Raw genomic sequence first — 18,426 nt, 5'->3', positions numbered from 1 at the left:
TAATTTTAAGCTTTTATTATTTAATTAAGTCCATCTTTTAAATATTTCCATACTATTTTGTCCCCAGGTTTAGGTGTATATCCCTTTATTCCTACAGTACCTTTATTACCATTTATATAGTAACACCATCCACTTGTAGGTCCTTCATCAAATTCAGACAACCCATACATCATAGAAATATATCCATTTTTATTTATATATTTAATTCCATTATTAGATAAAAAGCTATTCATTATATCATTAAGATTTCTATTTTGATCTAATGTAACCTGACCACTGCCTAAGCTTTGACCATTAGTTCCATTAATTATCTCAATGTAAACAACTTCCTTTTTAGGTTGTTTTTGCTCTTCCTTTTGTATAATATTTTCTTTCTTAGGCTCATTAGATATACTAGCCTTATTATTTTCTGTGTTTTTGTTTTCTTCAGTTTGATTTTTTATATTAGCTGAAGGATTTGTATTTATTTTATTATCTTCACTTTTGTTGTTATCATTATTTTTATTTTGTACATTAGTTTCTTCCTTGCTTTGATTATCTTCAGCTTTATTAGAATCCTTACTTTCTTCTACTTTTGGAGTTTCTTCTTTAGCTTCTTCTTTTTTTGTATCATCATTATTGCGTTCTTCTACAATATTACTTTCATTAGTAGATAGCTTAATCTTATTTCCTGCATAATTTACACTTATTAAAGATAATACTGCTGCAACTACTACTATTATACATATTATTATCTTTTTATTTTTCATATTATGCCTCTTTTCTACCTTTATAAATTGCTAATACTCCTAAGGAACCTATAAGAAGAGATATAAATAAAATCTCTGTAGTTCCCATTGGAGAACCTGTTTTAGGTATTTTTTTGTTATTTTCATTTTCCTTTGAAGAAGTATCTTGAACTTTTACTATTACTTCATCATTACTGCTATTATTTTCAACAGCTATGTTATTATTTTGTTCTTTATCATTTTCATTGTTATTTTGCTCATTAACTTCTTTTTTTATAACTTTTAATTTATTTTTATCTATATTACTTGTATAATAGTCTACTTTATTTTCACCATTATAATTTTTTAGATTCATTAAAGCTCTAAAGGATTGTTCTGTTGCAAAATAATTATTTTTAACTTCTGGATTATGATTAAATGCTCCATTTTCACCCTTATAGCTTAAGAATCCCTTCACTAAATTATTATTATTTTTAGTGAACTTTTCTCCTTGAGGATTTAATCCAACTGATGTTAATGCCATTATTACAAAAGCATCAGTTTCTGAAGATGGTCCATAATTTCCTATTATATTTCCATTATTATCTTGCATTAATGATAATGTATCTATTGAATTATCTACAACTGATTTTATTTTATTATTATCTACATTAGCTAAAGTTTTACCATTATAATAAGGAGCTAATGCATTTATAGCCGCTGCTGTCATATCAGGATCTATTTTATCTCCTGCCCATGCCCAACCAGTTAGATTTTTACCATCTTTATCATTTAATAATTTTTTATCTAATATTTTATTTACTAAATCACTTTTAGTTATTATATACTCTTCCTTTATATTTACAGCCCTATAAGTTAATAAACCAAAAATTAACTCATTAGTAAGAAATTTATTTATATCTCTTGAATATAATTCTTTTACAAAATTGTTTCCCTTATAGTCATATGGAGAAAATCCTAAAGAAGCTAGTCCAATAATATTTGTTTCAAGTTCTCCAGGTCTCATATTTTCTAGAGGAGTTTCTTCTAAAGATTTATCTAATTCGCTTAAAAAATTAGACTTAACCCTAACTCCTGCTTTATATAAAGAAAATGCAGCCCAAGGGGAAGCTTCTTTTTCCTCTAAATATTTTAAAGTTTCATTATATTGATTATCTATAGTATCTTTATCTATACTATTCTTTTTAATATTTTCATTGTTTTCTTCTTTTGTGTTTTTATCTTCTTTATTTTCTTTTTTAATATCATTATTTTCATCTACTTTAGAATCGTCAGATTTTACAAAAGATATAACTGGAGCATTAATACTATCTACTATAAATTTATCATTATCCTCAGAAACCTTAGGAACATTTTCTTTTTGATATCCAGTTATTCTATAGATATGCTCTCCATTTTTTAATGGATCTACATCAATAAATCCCTCTTCATTAGTTGTATAATTTTTATTATCTATTTGTACACTAACATTTTTTATTGGTGTTTTGATTTCTTTATTTGTTTTATAATCAATAGAACTTTCTAAAATTTGCATTTTAAATGGATGATCTTCTTTAACAACTTTAGGCTCAAAACTTACTATATTAGGTAAAGCTGTTACTCCATACTCATTATAATATACAGTAATTTTGTCTCCAGCATTTAATTTATAATTATCAATAGAAACTTGTGGTACTATAAATTTATGATTATTTTTTATGTAATATCCCCATCCATCATATCTTCCAAAGTTTCCTGCCTTTAGTCCATTTATTTCTTCTATATAAGCTCCCCATTTTCCATTCGTTGCTTTATAATTTATCTTTTTATTATTTAAAAAATTTTCTAAAGCCTCTAATGCATTATTTCCTTTAGAAGGACCTTCTGATATTATAGAATTTAGTCCCTCAACTGTAACATATACGTTTTTTCCATCTGCAGCATAAACGTTAATTCCTGTAATACCTAAAAACATTGATATAAAGAAAAATATTAATGCCATTGATGATAAAGTACTTTTTATTCCTCTTTTCATTTTTAACCTCCCTAAAACTAAATTAATTTTAAATTAAACTTAGATTAAAATTAATTTTTTAATCTAAGTAATTCTTAACTTAAATCTAAATAATATCTTATAAAATTTTTCATAAAATATTATAGAAAAAAAGAAATTACCAAGGCCATGAAGTAAATCAAAAGGGAAACTATTTATATAGGCTAATAATATTGTTGTTTTATTTATGTCCTTTATAAAACCAACTATATGCCAAAGATTCATTATAGCTCCAAATAAAAAACCATAAAATAAACAGATTATAGCAAAGACTTCTGTCTTAGGCCTTTTATTACCTTTTCCTATTAATCCACTTATAGCTCCAATAACTCCCCATGCAACCATTTGCCAAGGAGTCCAAGGTCCTTGTCCTAAAAATATATTAGATATGAATGCAGCAGAAGAACCTACTAAAAATCCCTCATATGGACCAAAAACTAAACCTGATATAGCAACTATAAAAGTAGTAGGTTGGACATTAGGAATCATTGCAAAAGGAACTCTAGCTACTGCTGCAAAAGCACTTAAAGTTGCAATTATAGCGATTTCTTTTGTTCCATTATCACTTTTTTCAAAATATAAATAACTCATAAATAAAGTAAAAATCACTGTAAGTGTTAGTATTGCTGCAAAATATGTACTACTTCCTAACTTTTTTATAAACAATGTAATTAAAATTAGTGGAGTTATTCCTATTAATAAAATAAAATTCTTTTTCATAACTTACCTACTTTAATAAATTTTTAAAATCTTTTATTGAAAATACATTAGGATATTTATCTTTAAATAAATTATGTACTATAGATGTATAATAAATTCCATCCTTTAATATTTTTTCTTTATAATCTTTAGCTATTATTTTTCCATTAAACATTAAAATTATTTCATCTGAATATTCACTGGTAAAATCCATATCATGAGTTACCATTATAACCGTTGATCCAGATTTAACTAAAGACTTTAAAAATTCTCCAAGCCTTTCTTTAGTAACATTATCTAATCCTCTTGTAGGTTCATCTAATATTATAATTTTAGGTTTCATAACCATTATAGAAGCTATCGCTATCCTTTGTTTTTCCCCACCACTTACATCTCTTGGATTCATATATTTTAAACTAGTTATGTTTAACTCATTTAATATATCATCTACAGATTTATCATCATTTATTCCAAAATTACTTAAAGTAAATTTTATCTCTTCTTCTACAGTATCCTTTGAAATATAATCATTAGGATTCTGAGATACATACCCTATTAACTTAGCTATTTCTTTTCTTTTAAGATTCTTTATAGATTTTTCTTTTAAATATATATCTCCCTTAAAATCTATCAATCCCATTAAAGTTTTAAGTAATGTACTTTTACCTGCTCCGTTTTCTCCCATTATTGTATAAAAGGTTGATCCTTTAAAATTTAAGTTTATATCACTTAATATAGTTTTATCTTCTTTTTTTACAGATATATTTCTTAACTTAATAAGATATTTTTCCTCTACCTGCTTTTTAAAAATATTTTTTAAGCTAAACTTATTCTTATTATCAGAAGTATTTTCTTGTAAAACATTTTTTGTATTTTTATAATTTAATTTGTTTATAATTTTTCTAGTATCTTTTATACTTTTATAAGACTTTTCACCTAATAATTTATTAACTTTTAAATAAGAAGGTAAAAAGTTATAGGAATTTTCTTTATAGAATTCTTCTTTATTTCCTATAAACTTTATCTTTCCATTATCTATCATTAAAATTCTGTCACTTATATCAAACCACTTATCTATTCTTTGTTCTATAATAATTATTGTAATTCCTAATTCTTCATTTATTTTTTTTATGAAGTAAATAACCTCTTCAGCACTTTGAGGGTCTAATTGAGATATAGGTTCATCTAAAACTATGCAATTAGGTTTTAAAGCTACCGCTGAAGCTATTACAACCTTTTGTTTCTCACCTCCAGATAAGGATACTACTTCCCTATTCCAAAGATGTGATATATTAAAAAACGTCATAGTTTCCCAAACTCTTCTTTTTATCTCTTTATCACAAACGCCTATATTTTCTAAAGAAAAAGCTATCTCTCTATGGACCTTATCCATTACTAATTGTCTTTCTGGATCCTGAAAAACCATAGTTATTTCCTTAGCTCTCTCTTTATGAGTAAAATTTCTTATAGATTTATTATTAATTAATATTTCCCCAGAAATATCTCCACCATAAAAATATGGAATTGCACCTGTTAAACACCTTGCTAAAGTAGATTTCCCAGAACCAGATTTACCCAATATAAAAACAATTTCTCCTTTATCTATATTTAAAGTTATATTGTTTAAAGCTTTGATTTTTTGCAGTGGATAATTATATGTTACATTTTGCAAACTAATATAACTCATTTTACTTATTCCTTTCCCTTAAAAATATCAATATCAAAAACGTTATAAATACTATTATTCCCATCTCTAATATAGAATATATATTAATGAAATCTAAAAGACTATTTACCTTATATACATCATATTCTGTATATCCATTTATTAGAAAAATAATATGAACTATAAATATTAATATTGATAAAATTAATAATATTTTATCTTGAAATTTTAAATAACTTTTTTCGTATTCACTTCTCTTTCCACTTAAAAAACCACGAACATATGCACTTTCTCCTATATCAAAAGAGCACTCTAAAGAGTCCTCTAACAGAATAGATAAAACAGGAAAATAGCTTTTTATTTTATCTTTCATTGTAGTTTTAGAATAATCCACCCCTCTTACTTCATAAACCTCCTTTATAGCCATTAACCTTTTTTTCATATTAGGTACAAGTTTTAACGATATTAACATAGTCAATGTAACTTTAGGCATTTTAGATGAAAAATAAGAAAGACTTTTATCGGAATCTATCATATAAGATAATAAATAAAATAAATCAATAACTACAATTAATTTTAATGTTGATACTAATGCATATACTATAGTTTCTAGGGTAAAACTTTTATTTAAAAACCTAAAAATAACTATTTCTCCTCCACTTACAAAGCATAGGTTTATAAACGCAGTAACTATCGCTAAGGGAATGAATACTTTTAATCCCCTTTTTATATCTTTTCTTCCTCCATATTTTAATAAAAGTATAAGAGTCCAAAAAAGTACAGCAAATACTAATAAAGGATTATCTGTTGAGAATACAATTATCATAAAAATAATATTAATAATTATAGCTGGTAAAACATGAAACTTTATATTACTCATTAAAATCTCCTATTTAAAAATTCTCTTTTTAATTAACTTAATTTTATATTCTCCTTAATAAATAATTTTTTATTCTGTTTTCAAATAAAAAACCGAGCCCTTTGAGCCCGGTAAAGATTTACTTAAAATACTACGTATTTAACATGTAATAGATTAATTAAACCTTATCCTTCCCCCGAAGGTATAGATTAGAAGATTATATGAGATATCCTGACTTACATATCATTCTCTTGATATTCCTTCCCCAAACATTTTGAGTGGCATATTATATCAATCGTCCATGCTTACAGTAGCGGGGGCTGCTATGGAATTTAACCATATTCCCTCACTATAATCTTTACTTTAATTCTAATTATATGCTAACATCATAGATATTTTTTTGCAATAATTGAATATATCAAATTATTTTATTATAGATTATTTACGAAATTAATATCTATTATTACTTCCGCATACTTCTATTTTATGCTTAACTATCTCTTTCATTGCTGATTTTCCAGGAGTCATATATTTTCTTGGGTCATTTGCATCTGGATGTTCTATAAAATATTTTTTTACTGCATCTGAAAATGGTATCTTTAAGTCTGTTGCTACATTAACTTTACAAATACCAAAACTTATTGCTTTCTTTACTAGTTCATCAGGCACATCAGATGCTCCATGTAAAACTAAAGGAACCTCCACTAATTGTCTTATTTCTTTTAATCTATCAAAATCAAGTTTTGGCTCTCCTTTATAAAGTCCATGAGCTGTACCTATAGCCACAGCTAAAGAATCTATATTGGTTCTTTCAACAAATTCTTTTGCACTTTTAGGATTAGTATATAAAGCATCTTTATCATCTACTACTTTATCATCTTCTATTCCACCTAATTGTCCTAATTCTGCTTCAACTGTTGTATCAAACATATGTGCATAATCTACTACGCTTTTTACTATTTTTATATTCTCTTCAAAATTTAAATGAGATGCATCTATCATAGCAGACTTAAATCCTGCATCAATATATTTTTTAATTTGCTCTACATCTTCAAAATGATCTAAGTGTATGGCTATTGGAATATTATATTTTTTTGCTGCAACTTCTGCTATTGATACTAAATAATCTGCTCCTGCATATTTTATTGTTGAAGGGGTCCCTGCTAATATTACTGGTGAACCCATTTCTGCAGCAGTTTCAACAACTACTTGTACAGTTTCTAAATTATGAATATTAAATGCAGGTACTGCATATCCATCTCTTTGAGCTTTTAATAACATTTCCTTTGTTGATAATATTCTATTCATATACTTCTCTCCCCCTATAAATCTTTATTCAAATTTATGAATTGTTACCCCTTTTACTACCCTATTAACTGTTCCATCTGGCCTTGGATTATCTGGTGATATTCCAAGTTTTATTGAGTTCATTAGTGCAAATACTTGTGCAAATATAATATAATCTAATGATGCAAAAGCTTCTGGTACGTATTTTATGTCTATTGAAGAAAATTTATCACAATTTTTCTTAAGCTCTTCATTATAGTCATAACTTATAATCCAAAGTCTGTGATTACCTGAATCTCCATTAATTTCTTTAACCAAATCTAAATCATAAAGCCTTGTATAATCATTTTGAGCTATAAATGCTACAACTATTGTTTCATCATTTATTATTGATTTTGGACCATGTCTAAAACCTAATATAGATTCACATACTGACACTAACTTTCCACTTGTTAATTCTAAGTTTTTTAATGCAGCCTCTTTTGTTAGACCTTTTAGTGAGCCCGAACCTAAATAAACTATTCTATTAAAATCTTCCTCTGAAACTTCTTTTATAGATTTCCATTCATTATCTAATATTCTTTGAGCATTGTTTGATATAACATCAACTAATGTCTTTTTAGTTTCTAAATTATCTATATCAAAAATCAATAATGTTGTTAGTAACATACATGTAAAAGAGCTTGTCATAGCAAAACTTTTATCATTGGATTCTTCTGGCATAAGTATTACTAAATTCCTTTTATCCATTCTAGCTTTTTTAGCTAACTCTCCATCTTTATTACATGTAATTACCACTTGAGTTACATCATCACATAATTGCTCAAATAAATTATAAGTTCCTACACTTTCAGGGCTATTACCGGATCTTGCAAAAGATACTAATATTGTAGGTGTATCTTTTTCTATAAATTCTTGTGGATTTGATACTATATCAGTAGTGGCTATTGATTGTACTCTTTTTCTTGTAATTTTTAACAAATAACATTCTACTGTATCACCTACATAAGCCGATGTTCCAGCACCAGTTAATACTATTCTTATGTTTTCAGTTTCTTTTATTTTATTATTAATTTTTTTTATTTCTTCCTTGTTATCGTTTATTATTTTATAAACCTCTTTCCAAAGTCTAGGTTGTTGATAAATTTCTGTAGCTGTATAAGTAGCTCCCAAATCACTTAATTTCTTTTCATCAAACCCAAATATATTCTTCATACTTCTCCCCCCATAGGTAATATTGTTACTACCATTTATTATAAAAAAATAATTTTTTATAATAAATTCGTTGCAAATATTAAGTGGTAATTACCACTTAATATTATGTTAATCCTATTTTAAAAATATGTCAATAAATTTCTATATAAAAAAATAGGCAGAGGTTATCCCTCAACCTTAAATTTATATGATTTACTTTTTTAAATTATTAATCTAAATTTACTGTATATTCAAATTTATCTCCTCTAGCAATACTAACTGTATACTCAATAACAGTTTCACTTTCATAAGTTATTCTTTCAATTTTCATAGCTGCCATTCCACTTTTACTATTTAAAAGATTACTATCTATTTTATTCATAATAACTGATTTAAAAGTTTCTGTGGCCCTTGTTATTTTAACAAAATATTTTTCTTTGAAAATTTCATAAAGAGCTTTTGATAACAATAATTTTTCTCCAAGATCCGGAAATCTACTCTCTGGTAAATATGTATTTTCAACCATCATAGCTTCATTATCAGCTAAACGTAATCTTGTAATTTTATATATCTGATCATTTTCTTTAATTTTTAATTTATGTGCAATTTCTTCATTAGCTCTTATTAAATCAAAACCTAAAAGTTTAGAAGTAGGTTCTTTTCCTAACTTTTTCATTTCTTCTGTGAAACTATAAAATTTAAATAACTGTTGATTAAATATCTTAGGGGATACAAAAGTTCCCTTACCATGCTCTTTATATATATATCCCTTTCTTTCTAATTCACTAAGAGCTTGCCTTGCTGTGGTTCTACTTATATTATACATATCGCATAATTCTCTTTCAGATGGTATCTTATCATTTTCTTTTAGCTCTTTTTTATCTATTAAATTAATTATTATTTCAGCCAACTGATGATATAAAGCTACCCCTTGCTCTTTTATTATTTGCATAGTTTATCCTCCTATATTACTGTTTTATCTATATAATAAATACTACAATTTTATAATCTACTTATATAAAAATATAATATCATATAAAAAACAAAAACTTAATTCTCTTTTATCTTTTGATAACTTTTACAGATATAAATACTATGGTAGTAACATCATTACTGTATAATATAATAATATATCATTTTTATTACTTATAGTAGCCTAAAACAAAACTTATTTACTTACTAATATATTTTTATACCTTAAGCATACCTAAATTTAGTAACATATTATAAAAAGTTATCATATATTAATTTTGTAGCAATAACTAATATATTTCTTCATTAAGCCCCCATCTTTTGATTAAGATAATATTTACCTCTCTAAAACTAAGTAAAATTTCTACTCCCATCTATAATAAAACAGGTGAACTTTTTAAAGTCACCTGTTTCTTATTGTTTATTTATAAAAATAATTTAAAGAATATTAAAAGTAATACTCCTGGTATTCCTAAAAAACCTGCTATCAAGGAAGTAAATATGTTTATATCTAAACCCAAACCAAAGTATCCACCTATATAATTTGTAATTGCTAATAAAATTACCCCTAATAAACCATTAACTAATAATTTAATCATTAGCTTAATTGGCCATGCAAATATCATAAATAAAATAATTATTCCTATAAAGGGTAATAATGAATAAATTAAAGATTGTATAGAAATCACTCCTTAAAACTTACTTACAATAATCTAAATAAATCTTTTCGTCTTCTGCCTTTATTCCTTTTCTTTTTGCTTCTAAAACTAAATACTCAAATTTACTTTTAGCTGCTTGTTCTTGATATATAGCCATTTCTATAAGTTTAGGATCATCTAAATAATTGAAATTTTCTCTAGCTATATCAATCTCCACCTTAGCCAATCTTATTAACTCTATAATCTTATCTCTATTTATATTATATTTTTCATTCTTTTTTTTATTTCTTTTAATCATACTTCCTCCTAAACATTGTAATATTAGTAGTAAGTATGTCCATTAAAATTTAAGTTTATACAGTTAATTTTTTTATATTTCTTTTCTTCCTTCTAAGGCTTTTGACAAAGTAACTTCATCAGCATACTCTAAATCTCCTCCCACAGGAATTCCTGCTGCTATCCTAGTTACCTTAACATCTAAAGGCTTTAAAATCTTTGCTATATACATAGCAGTAGCTTCACCCTCTATATTAGGATTAGTTGCTACAATTACTTCTTTAACATCTCCAGACATTCTAGAAACCAGTTCTCTTATTCTTATATCTTGTGGCCCTCTCCCCTGCATAGGTGAGATATTACCATGAAGAACATGATAAACTCCATTGAACTCTTTGACTTTTTCCATTGTCATTATATCTTTAGGTTGTTCTACAACGCATATAACCTTTTTATCTCTGTTAGGATTTGAACATATAGCACAAGGATCTGAGTCTGTATAATTACCACAAACAGAACAATACTTTATTGTTCCTCTTGCTTTTATAAGGGCCTTAGCAAAATCTTCTACCTCTTCTTTAGGAAGATTTAATATATGCAAAGTTAACCTTTGAGCGGTCTTTTGACCTATACTAGGTAATTTTGCAAACTCTTCTATAAGTTTTTCAATAGCAATTGGATAAAATTCCATAAAGTTTATCCTCCTTTATAAATTTATTTACAAAAATTCTATTCTAATATTTTAGGCATACAGTTTAAACTGTATGCCTAAAACAAAAATTACCTTAGAATAATCCTGGAGGCATTCCCATACCACCAGTTAATTTGCCCATTTTACTTGATGTTTCTTCATCAGCTTTTCTTAACGCTTCATTTACTGCTGAAAGAACTAAATCTTCTAGCATCTCAACATCATCTGGATCTACAACTTCAGGCTTTATATTTATTGCTGTTATCTCTTTTTTTCCTGTAACCTTAACTGTAACAGCTCCACCACCAACAGAAGCTTCAAACTCTGCAGATTCAAGTTCTTTTTGCATGTCTTCCATTTGCTTTTGAAGTTTTTGAGCTTGCTTCATTAGATTGTTCATGTTTCCCATTCCACCTGGAAATCCGCCTTTTGCCATGTTAAATCCTCCTTATTTGTATAAATCTCTATTTATTATATAGTATTTTAATTATGATTACTACTAATTCTCATAATATTAATACTATGAAATAAGCTGAAATTTGTTATATTATTCATCTAATATTTCTAAAATATCTTCACCTAAAACATTCGTCAATATCTGCTCAGTTTCTAATTCTTTTTCCTCTTCTTTAACTACAGAATATCTGACAATAACCTTATCTTTTAATATCTCAGAGAAAACTTCATTTACTATTTTTGAGTTTTCAACTTTATCCAATCTAACTTTATTAAAAGCATATTGACTATCATATTCAATATCTATAATTCCATTTACACAACTTAAAGGCTTTCCTGTCATAAGAGATGCATATATTACCATACATCTTCTATTTTTTAAATTCTCAAGAATATCTCTCCAAGCCTTTTTTACATCATCTATTGTTATATTAGAATTTTTATTATAATCCCCTTGTAAATTATCTATATGTTTTTTAGAACTTTCCAAATGCTTTTTATTTGTATTTTGTGATTTTAACTCTTTATTTTCTTTTTTAGAATCATCTATAGAAAGCTTTATTTTTCCACTTTTCAAAGTTTCTTCTAATCTATTTATTCTAGCTAATAATACCTCCTTAGATGTATCATATTCTATTTTACACATTTTAATAACTGCAAGTTCTAAATATAATCTAGATTGCCTACTTATTTTAGAATTTTCTTCTGCTTCTTGAAGAATTCTTATAGTTCTCATTATTTCTTCTACTCTTAACCTTGAACCCTGAGCCTTTATAAGCTCAATATTCTCAATAGACATATCTAAAACTTCTTCTGGATTATTAGTAACCTTAATCATAAGTAAATTTCTATAGTGTGATATTAAATCTTTAATAAATAAGTGAATATCCTTACCAGAAAAGACTATTTTATCTATAGTGGTTATACAGTTTTCCACATTTCTTTCTATTACATTATCTGTTAGTTGAAACAAATATTCATTAGTTACAAGTCCTAACATTCCAACTAACTCACTATAATCGACTTTACCATCCCCCATAGATATAGCTTGATCTAATATACTAAGAGAATCTCTCATAGCTCCATCTGAAATTCTAGCTATTAAATTTAAACTATTATTATCTGCAAAAACTCCTTGATTGTCTACTATCTTTCTAAGCCTATTTGATATTTCTTCATTACTTATTCTTCTAAAATCAAATCTTTGACATCTAGATAAAATAGTGATAGGTAATTTTTGAGGATCTGTTGTTGCTAATATAAATACAACATTTTTAGGAGGTTCTTCTAGAGTTTTTAAGAAGGCATTTACTGCTCCTTGAGATAGCATATGAACCTCATCCATTATATAAATTTTATATTTAGCTTCTTGAGGAGGATATTGAACATCTTCTATTATATCCCTTATTTTATCTACTCCATTATTTGAAGCTGCATCTAGCTCTGTTATATCTATAGCTAAACCTTCATTTATTTTCTTACACATATCACATTCATTACAAGGTTCTCCATCCTTAAGGTCTAAGCAATTTAAAGCCTTAGCCATAACCTTTGCTGTAGATGTTTTTCCTGTTCCTCTTGTTCCACAAAAAAGATATGCATGAGCAATTCTATCATTAATTATTTGATTTTTTAGTGTAGTTGTTATATGCTCTTGACCAACTACATCATTAAAATTCTTCGGTCTCCATTCTCTATATAAAGCAGTATAAGCCAAAGGTATTCACCTCTCTAAATCAATTCGATATATTTATATTATACAATAACATAAATCTTTAACAACTAAAGCTTTTAATATAAAAAATATTGTATTAAAACTTATTTATTAATTTCTTACTTTATTCTAAAATAAATATACATATATAAAAATTAATAAATTAAAAATATTTATTATAGATCTAAAAGGAGATTTTTTATGTTATCAATTATAGTTGCTGTATCAAAAAATAATATAATTGGATGTAACAATTCACTTTTATGGCATATTCCTGAAGACTTAAAAAGATTTAAAAAAATAACAGAAAATCATAGCATTATAATGGGTAGAAAAACCTTTGAGGCATTACCAAAAGTTCTTCCTAATAGAAAACATATTATATTAAGTAAAAATAAAGATTTTAAAGTTTTCCACAAAGATGTTAAAGTTATCAACAATATAGATGAAATTATAAACAACTTTGTTCATTGTAAAGAAGAGATCTTTGTTATAGGTGGTGGTGAAATATATAATGAACTTATTAACTATACAGATAAAATATATATTTCAAGGATACAAAAAAATTTTATAGGTGATACTTACTTTCCTCATATAGATTCTAACACATGGAAAATATCTTATGAAGAAAAAGATATTTTTGATAATTATTCTGATTTGTTCTTTGATTTTATTATTTACACCAGAGTTTAAAAAGATTTTTTATTAATATTCTTTATTTTATTTTTAATTTATATCGATAAAAAGTGGTAAAATTTTATACATTAAATTTTACCACCTTTTATTTTTTTTAATTATTTATAAAAATAAAGCTTATATATTTTACTAAAATTATATTTCAATGTTTATTAAAATTAATAATAAAATATTTTTATTATAGCAATTACATATTTTTGTTATATAACTCCTCAACTTTATCCCAATTAACTACATTCCACCAATTATCAATATAATCTGCTCTCTTATTTAAATATTTTAAATAGTAAGCATGTTCCCATACATCTAAAAGTAATACAGGCTTATATCTTGATATATCTGGTATATCTTGATTAGCAGTAGTTACTATCTTAAGATTACCATCTTGATCTTTTAAAAGCCAAGCCCATCCAGAACCAAATCTAGATAAAGCTGCTTTTTTAAACTCTTCCTTAAACTTTTCAAAGGAAGTAAAATCTTTCTCTATAGCTTTTAGGATATTTCCCTTTGGTTCCCCTTTACCATTTGGCCCCATAACCTCCCAAAATAAGGAGTGGTTATAATGTCCACCACCATTATTTTTAACAGTTTCTCTTATTTCTTCCGGTAACTTATCTAAATTTAATAATAATTCATCTATTTTAAACTTATAGTACTCTGGATATTTTTCTAATGCCTTATTTAAATTATCAACATAAGTACCATGATGCTTGTCATGATGGATTATCATAGTTTTTTTATCAATATAAGGTTCTAAAGCATCGTAACTATATTTAAGAGGTGGAAGTGTGAATTTCTCTGGAACCTTATCATTGGCAAAAACCTTAGTAGTATTAATACATATAATAATTAATAAAAATACAATTAATTTTTTCAAAGTAAATCCTCCTGTTATTTTAATTATATAATTAGGATTATCAATTTTTCTTTGGTTTATGTAAAATATAATTTTAAATTTATATTTTTATTAATTATATTGTGGTTATCTTATTATAAAGATGAAACAATTATAACTTTATATAGTTTTCTTAATATTATATATAAAAAAAGCCTTCAAAATTATTTGAAGACTTTAATAATCATATTAAAAGTTGTGCACCTCACTCTGACAATAACTTATAAGCGTTACCTATGTAGTTAACTCAGGCCAGGTTTGCCACGGCACACACAAGTAACCGCTTATCGCTGCTTCCTTCCGGACCTGACGAAGTTCACGGGCTTATGTTGCGTGGGACCCAACCATCAACGCCACTTTCATAGGGCAGACCTTACAAGTTAAGGCCTCGGTGAGGACTTCAATCCTGCTATAGCGGATTGCAGGTTACAGGGCACCGCTAACTCCCCATCTAGCACAACTATGGCGGAAAGAGGGGGATTCGAACCCCCGGTAGAGTTTCCCCTACACACGCTTTCCAGGCGTGCTCCTTAAACCAACTCGAACATCTCTCCATGTAGTTTTAATATAAAAAAATATTTAATTTATTTGCATCATTTATAGAACTAACTCTAATATAATATAATCTATATTTAATGCTACATTAGTTATAATATCATATACCATTTAACAATGCAATAACAAATATTATTTAAACTTACTATATATACCTATTTAATAAAACTTATATATTATAAAATTTATTTTAAAAATACATATAATTATAAATAAGAAACCTCTTATTTATTTAAGAGGTTTCTTTCAACTTATATATTACTTCTTAGCTTGATCTAAAGCCTTATTCACGGCTTCTAATACACCCTTTGATGAGTTTGAAGCTCCACTTATAACTTCTACACCTTCAGTTCCTTGTTTCTTTATAATATCAGGAATCATGTTTTCTTCAACACCTTGAACTAAAGTTGGAGTTTCATGTTGGTCTACTAACTTAATGTCATTAATTTCTCCACCCTTAACTTGAACTTCAACTTTTATTTCACTTGCAGCTCCTTTTCCTGTTCCAGTGTAAGTACCATCTTTATACTTACCACCACATCCAATTAATGCTACTGATATTAAAGCAGTTGCTAATATTGCAGATAATTTTTTCATACTAAATTCCTCCACTTATTCCTTTGTTTTAATTATTGATTTATATATTTAACAGCATCTTTTCCAGCTGTTCTTCCATATGTAACTATATCAGCAAGAGCATTTCCACCAAGTCTATTTCCTCCGTGAACTCCTCCTGTTACTTCTCCAGCAGCAAATAATCCTGGTATTACTTTTCCGTCTTTATTTAAAACTTCTGCATTTGTATTTATTTTAATTCCACCCATAGTGTGGTGAACTGCTGGTGCTACAAGTATAGCATATACCTTTCCTTGATTTAATTCTCTTGGAAGGTCTGGTCTTTGGAATTCATCACTCTTAGCAGCTACCCCTTGATTATACTTATCTACAGTAGCTTTCATTGTTGCAGGATCTATTTCTAACTTAGCAGCTAAATCTTCAACTGAATCAGCTTCAGTTACTAATCCCATATTAAAATACTCTTCTGTTGACTTTAAACTCTTTCTTAATCCATCATCAAAGAATAAGTAAGCTTGCTTATCAGGCTGATCTAATATTCCTTTTGATACAACGTCTCTAGTTAATAATTCATTTATAAATCTCTTACCTTCTTTATTTATAAGGATTGCACCATTACCTCTAACAGCCTCTGAAACCATTACTGCCTTTTCTGGTACAACTGTTGGGTGAGTTTGAATTTCTGCCATATCAACTAAATCAGCCCCAGCTTTTTCAGCTAATACTATTCCATCACCAGTTGCTCCATTGTGGTTAGTTGTAGAAAAACCTTTTAGTTCTGGCTTATATTTAACTACCATTTCTTGATTTGCTCCAAATCCACCACCTGCAACTATAACAGCTTTAGTGTCTATTGTGTATTCTTTACTATCTTTGTCTGTAGCCTTAACTCCACAAACCTTACCTTCTTTATCTAAAACTATTTCACTAGCTTTGTTCCATAATCTAACATCTATTTTTTGATCCTTAGCTGATTTATTTAAAGTTTTAACTAATTCAGCTCCAACTGGTGCTCCACCAGTTGGTCTGTGAGCTCTATAATTTGTAGCTCCAGCTAGTCTACCAACATCATTTAAATCTGCACCTAAATCTGTTAACCAAGCTACTGAATCCTTAGCTTCTTCTGATAGCTTCTTAACTAGCTCAGGATTGTTTTTTTGATGTCCACCTTTCATTGTGTCTTCAAACATAACTTCAGCACTATCTTCAATTCCTTTTTCTTGTTGTTGCTTTGTTCCAGCAGCATTTAATCCACCAGTTGCCCTATTTGTGTTACCACCAACCATAGGCATTTTTTCAAGAACTACTACATTTTTAGCTCCATCCTGTTTTGCTTGTATTGCTGCTGATAAACCAGCTCCACCTGCTCCTATAATAACAACATCTGCTGATTCTTTTTTGCCACATCCCATTAATGACACTGTTGGTATTGCAACTATAGCAGCCATTAATAAAGCTAACGTTTTCTTTTTCATCTTAGCTTGTCCCCTCTCAAATTAAAATAATATTTCATTATAAGTATATTAATTTATGAATTTTTCATCAATATTATGGTCTTATATATCATTTTGGTCTTTTTGTTCATTACTATTTAATATTGTTTTATTTATATTAATATATTGTATTAGCAACTATATCAATTAAATTTATTCTAATTATATAAAATCAATATCTTTAAAATAGTTATATTTTTTTATTTATAATTAATTTAAATAAAAAAAGAGCTATTATCTTATTTAACTAGCTCCTTTAACGCTTTGATTAACTTATTTCTCTTTAATTTTATAATAATTTGTAGGTCTACCTATCTTACCATATTCTTGATTTATTTCTAGTTTATTTTCCTTAAACATAAACTCTAAATATCTTCTAGCAGTAACCCTTGCAACTCCTACTTCATCTGCCACCTGATCCGCTGTCAATTTTATACCATTATTATTCTTTATGTAATCCCATATTTGATTATAAGTATTTTCATTTAATCCTTTAGTTAAAGATGTGCTTCTTCTATCATTCTTCTCATTAGTCTTAATTTGCAATATATGTTCATCTATAGATTTTTGTTTAATTTCCCCATCTATATTAAAAAGAACAAATCTTTCCTTATACTTTAAAAATGCCTCTTTTAACCTATTAAAAGTAAATGGCTTTACTAAATAATCTACAGCCCCATATCTAAAAGCTTCATTTATAGAAGTTTTATTCTTTTCTGCCGTTATAAAAATAACATCACTCTCTACTTCTTTTTTTCTCATCCATTTTAATAAATCTACTCCAAGACCACTTGGTAGAAACACATCCATTAAAACTAAATTAGGTACATTATCCTTTAGATATTCTTTAGCTTCACCAATATCTCCAACGGAACCTATTACCTTAAATCCCTCTATTCTTTCTACAAACTTTCTATTTATATCTCTAACCATTGGATCATCTTCTATTATAAATACTGTAATCAAAATAGCTACCTC

The 18,426-nt window shown here is 27.1% G+C and carries 18 protein-coding genes, 1 tRNA gene, 1 other RNA gene and 1 riboswitch; of the genes, 1 reads left to right on the top strand and 19 read right to left on the bottom strand.

Annotated features, from left to right (window positions below):
* Positions 1 to 20: 20 nt before the first annotated feature.
* The 13 genes from BUA70_RS06895 to dnaX all read right to left on the bottom strand — a co-directional run bounded on the left by BUA70_RS06895 (position 21) and on the right by dnaX (position 13,236).
* On the bottom strand, positions 21 to 749 hold the full coding sequence (locus tag BUA70_RS06895) for a DUF4430 domain-containing protein (protein WP_072895344.1): 729 nt from the start codon (positions 747 to 749) through the stop codon (positions 21 to 23).
* A 1-nt stretch (position 750) separates the two neighbouring features.
* On the bottom strand, positions 751 to 2,742 hold the full coding sequence (locus BUA70_RS06890; RefSeq protein ID WP_072895340.1) for a DUF4430 domain-containing protein: 1,992 nt from the start codon (positions 2,740 to 2,742) through the stop codon (positions 751 to 753).
* A 63-nt stretch (positions 2,743 to 2,805) separates the two neighbouring features.
* Positions 2,806 to 3,480 carry an ECF transporter S component gene (locus BUA70_RS06885; protein ID WP_072895337.1) on the bottom strand — a complete coding sequence of 225 codons (675 nt, stop codon included), beginning with the start codon at positions 3,478 to 3,480 and terminating at the stop codon, positions 2,806 to 2,808.
* A gap of 7 nt (positions 3,481 to 3,487) precedes the next feature.
* Positions 3,488 to 5,146 carry an ABC transporter ATP-binding protein gene (locus tag BUA70_RS06880; RefSeq protein WP_072895333.1) on the bottom strand — a complete coding sequence of 553 codons (1,659 nt, stop codon included), beginning with the start codon at positions 5,144 to 5,146 and terminating at the stop codon, positions 3,488 to 3,490.
* Between the two features lies 1 nt (position 5,147).
* A complete protein-coding gene (locus tag BUA70_RS06875; protein ID WP_072895329.1) occupies positions 5,148 to 6,005 on the bottom strand; it encodes an energy-coupling factor transporter transmembrane component T in 858 nt (285 codons plus the stop codon).
* A 183-nt stretch (positions 6,006 to 6,188) separates the two neighbouring features.
* Positions 6,189 to 6,353: riboswitch (cobalamin riboswitch) on the bottom strand.
* 81 nt (positions 6,354 to 6,434) lie between these two features.
* Entirely contained in the window at positions 6,435 to 7,292 is an 858-nt protein-coding gene (locus BUA70_RS06870) for a tagatose bisphosphate family class II aldolase (RefSeq protein ID WP_072895327.1), read from the bottom strand.
* Between the two features lie 24 nt (positions 7,293 to 7,316).
* Positions 7,317 to 8,486, bottom strand: a complete 1,170-nt coding sequence (locus BUA70_RS06865) for an SIS domain-containing protein (RefSeq protein ID WP_072895323.1) — start codon at positions 8,484 to 8,486, stop codon at positions 7,317 to 7,319.
* A 208-nt stretch (positions 8,487 to 8,694) separates the two neighbouring features.
* Positions 8,695 to 9,417 (bottom strand): GntR family transcriptional regulator, encoded by a 723-nt coding sequence (locus BUA70_RS06860; RefSeq protein ID WP_072895317.1) that lies wholly within the window; start codon positions 9,415 to 9,417, stop codon positions 8,695 to 8,697.
* A gap of 445 nt (positions 9,418 to 9,862) precedes the next feature.
* Positions 9,863 to 10,126, bottom strand: coding sequence for a pro-sigmaK processing inhibitor BofA family protein (locus BUA70_RS06855; protein ID WP_423236781.1), 264 nt, complete (start codon positions 10,124 to 10,126; stop codon positions 9,863 to 9,865).
* A gap of 10 nt (positions 10,127 to 10,136) precedes the next feature.
* Positions 10,137 to 10,394 carry a DUF2508 family protein gene (locus tag BUA70_RS06850; RefSeq protein WP_072895315.1) on the bottom strand — a complete coding sequence of 86 codons (258 nt, stop codon included), beginning with the start codon at positions 10,392 to 10,394 and terminating at the stop codon, positions 10,137 to 10,139.
* Positions 10,395 to 10,466: 72 nt separating this feature from the next.
* A complete protein-coding gene (gene recR / locus BUA70_RS06845) occupies positions 10,467 to 11,063 on the bottom strand; it encodes a recombination mediator RecR (RefSeq protein WP_072895311.1) in 597 nt (198 codons plus the stop codon).
* Between the two features lie 94 nt (positions 11,064 to 11,157).
* Positions 11,158 to 11,499: a YbaB/EbfC family nucleoid-associated protein gene (locus BUA70_RS06840; protein ID WP_072895308.1), complete on the bottom strand. Its 342-nt coding sequence runs from the start codon at positions 11,497 to 11,499 to the stop codon at positions 11,158 to 11,160.
* Positions 11,500 to 11,610: 111 nt separating this feature from the next.
* Positions 11,611 to 13,236 carry a DNA polymerase III subunit gamma/tau gene (gene dnaX / locus BUA70_RS06835; protein ID WP_072895305.1) on the bottom strand — a complete coding sequence of 542 codons (1,626 nt, stop codon included), beginning with the start codon at positions 13,234 to 13,236 and terminating at the stop codon, positions 11,611 to 11,613.
* 198 nt (positions 13,237 to 13,434) lie between these two features.
* Between dnaX and BUA70_RS06830 the strand changes: the two genes are divergently transcribed.
* A complete protein-coding gene (locus BUA70_RS06830; RefSeq protein ID WP_072895302.1) occupies positions 13,435 to 13,926 on the top strand; it encodes a dihydrofolate reductase in 492 nt (163 codons plus the stop codon).
* A gap of 190 nt (positions 13,927 to 14,116) precedes the next feature.
* Here BUA70_RS06830 and BUA70_RS06825 read toward each other — a convergent pair whose 3' ends face one another.
* The 6 genes from BUA70_RS06825 to BUA70_RS06800 all read right to left on the bottom strand — a co-directional run bounded on the left by BUA70_RS06825 (position 14,117) and on the right by BUA70_RS06800 (position 18,414).
* Positions 14,117 to 14,806, bottom strand: coding sequence for a superoxide dismutase (locus BUA70_RS06825; protein ID WP_425290432.1), 690 nt, complete (start codon positions 14,804 to 14,806; stop codon positions 14,117 to 14,119).
* 214 nt (positions 14,807 to 15,020) lie between these two features.
* Positions 15,021 to 15,284, bottom strand: an RNA gene (gene ffs, locus BUA70_RS06820) — signal recognition particle sRNA large type.
* Positions 15,285 to 15,287: 3 nt separating this feature from the next.
* Positions 15,288 to 15,378 (bottom strand) — tRNA-Ser (locus BUA70_RS06815).
* Between the two features lie 259 nt (positions 15,379 to 15,637).
* Positions 15,638 to 15,976, bottom strand: coding sequence for an FMN-binding protein (locus BUA70_RS06810; protein WP_072895299.1), 339 nt, complete (start codon positions 15,974 to 15,976; stop codon positions 15,638 to 15,640).
* A gap of 32 nt (positions 15,977 to 16,008) precedes the next feature.
* On the bottom strand, positions 16,009 to 17,430 hold the full coding sequence (locus BUA70_RS06805) for a flavocytochrome c (protein ID WP_072895296.1): 1,422 nt from the start codon (positions 17,428 to 17,430) through the stop codon (positions 16,009 to 16,011).
* A 291-nt stretch (positions 17,431 to 17,721) separates the two neighbouring features.
* Positions 17,722 to 18,414, bottom strand: a complete 693-nt coding sequence (locus BUA70_RS06800; protein WP_072895293.1) for a response regulator — start codon at positions 18,412 to 18,414, stop codon at positions 17,722 to 17,724.
* Between the last annotated feature and the right edge of the window lie 12 nt (positions 18,415 to 18,426).

The organism is Clostridium fallax (assembly GCF_900129365.1).
In the GTDB taxonomy this organism is placed as follows: Bacteria; Bacillota; Clostridia; order Clostridiales; family Clostridiaceae; genus Clostridium_AH; species Clostridium_AH fallax.
The sequence above is the reverse complement of the archived record's forward strand: the minus strand, read 5'-3'. Positions and strand labels throughout refer to the sequence as shown.

Coding starts and splice junctions, on each gene's coding strand:
- BUA70_RS06895 (WP_072895344.1), bottom strand. CDS start 749: ATGAAAAATAAAAAGATAATAATATGTATAATAGTAGTAGTTGCAGCA.
- BUA70_RS06890 (WP_072895340.1), bottom strand. CDS start 2,742: ATGAAAAGAGGAATAAAAAGTACTTTATCATCAATGGCATTAATATTT.
- BUA70_RS06885 (WP_072895337.1), bottom strand. CDS start 3,480: ATGAAAAAGAATTTTATTTTATTAATAGGAATAACTCCACTAATTTTA.
- BUA70_RS06880 (WP_072895333.1), bottom strand. CDS start 5,146: ATGAGTTATATTAGTTTGCAAAATGTAACATATAATTATCCACTGCAA.
- BUA70_RS06875 (WP_072895329.1), bottom strand. CDS start 6,005: ATGAGTAATATAAAGTTTCATGTTTTACCAGCTATAATTATTAATATT.
- BUA70_RS06870 (WP_072895327.1), bottom strand. CDS start 7,292: ATGAATAGAATATTATCAACAAAGGAAATGTTATTAAAAGCTCAAAGA.
- BUA70_RS06865 (WP_072895323.1), bottom strand. CDS start 8,486: ATGAAGAATATATTTGGGTTTGATGAAAAGAAATTAAGTGATTTGGGA.
- BUA70_RS06860 (WP_072895317.1), bottom strand. CDS start 9,417: ATGCAAATAATAAAAGAGCAAGGGGTAGCTTTATATCATCAGTTGGCT.
- BUA70_RS06850 (WP_072895315.1), bottom strand. CDS start 10,394: ATGATTAAAAGAAATAAAAAAAAGAATGAAAAATATAATATAAATAGA.
- recR (WP_072895311.1), bottom strand. CDS start 11,063: ATGGAATTTTATCCAATTGCTATTGAAAAACTTATAGAAGAGTTTGCA.
- BUA70_RS06840 (WP_072895308.1), bottom strand. CDS start 11,499: ATGGCAAAAGGCGGATTTCCAGGTGGAATGGGAAACATGAACAATCTA.
- BUA70_RS06830 (WP_072895302.1), top strand. CDS start 13,435: ATGTTATCAATTATAGTTGCTGTATCAAAAAATAATATAATTGGATGT.
- BUA70_RS06810 (WP_072895299.1), bottom strand. CDS start 15,976: ATGAAAAAATTATCTGCAATATTAGCAACTGCTTTAATATCAGTAGCA.
- BUA70_RS06805 (WP_072895296.1), bottom strand. CDS start 17,430: ATGAAAAAGAAAACGTTAGCTTTATTAATGGCTGCTATAGTTGCAATA.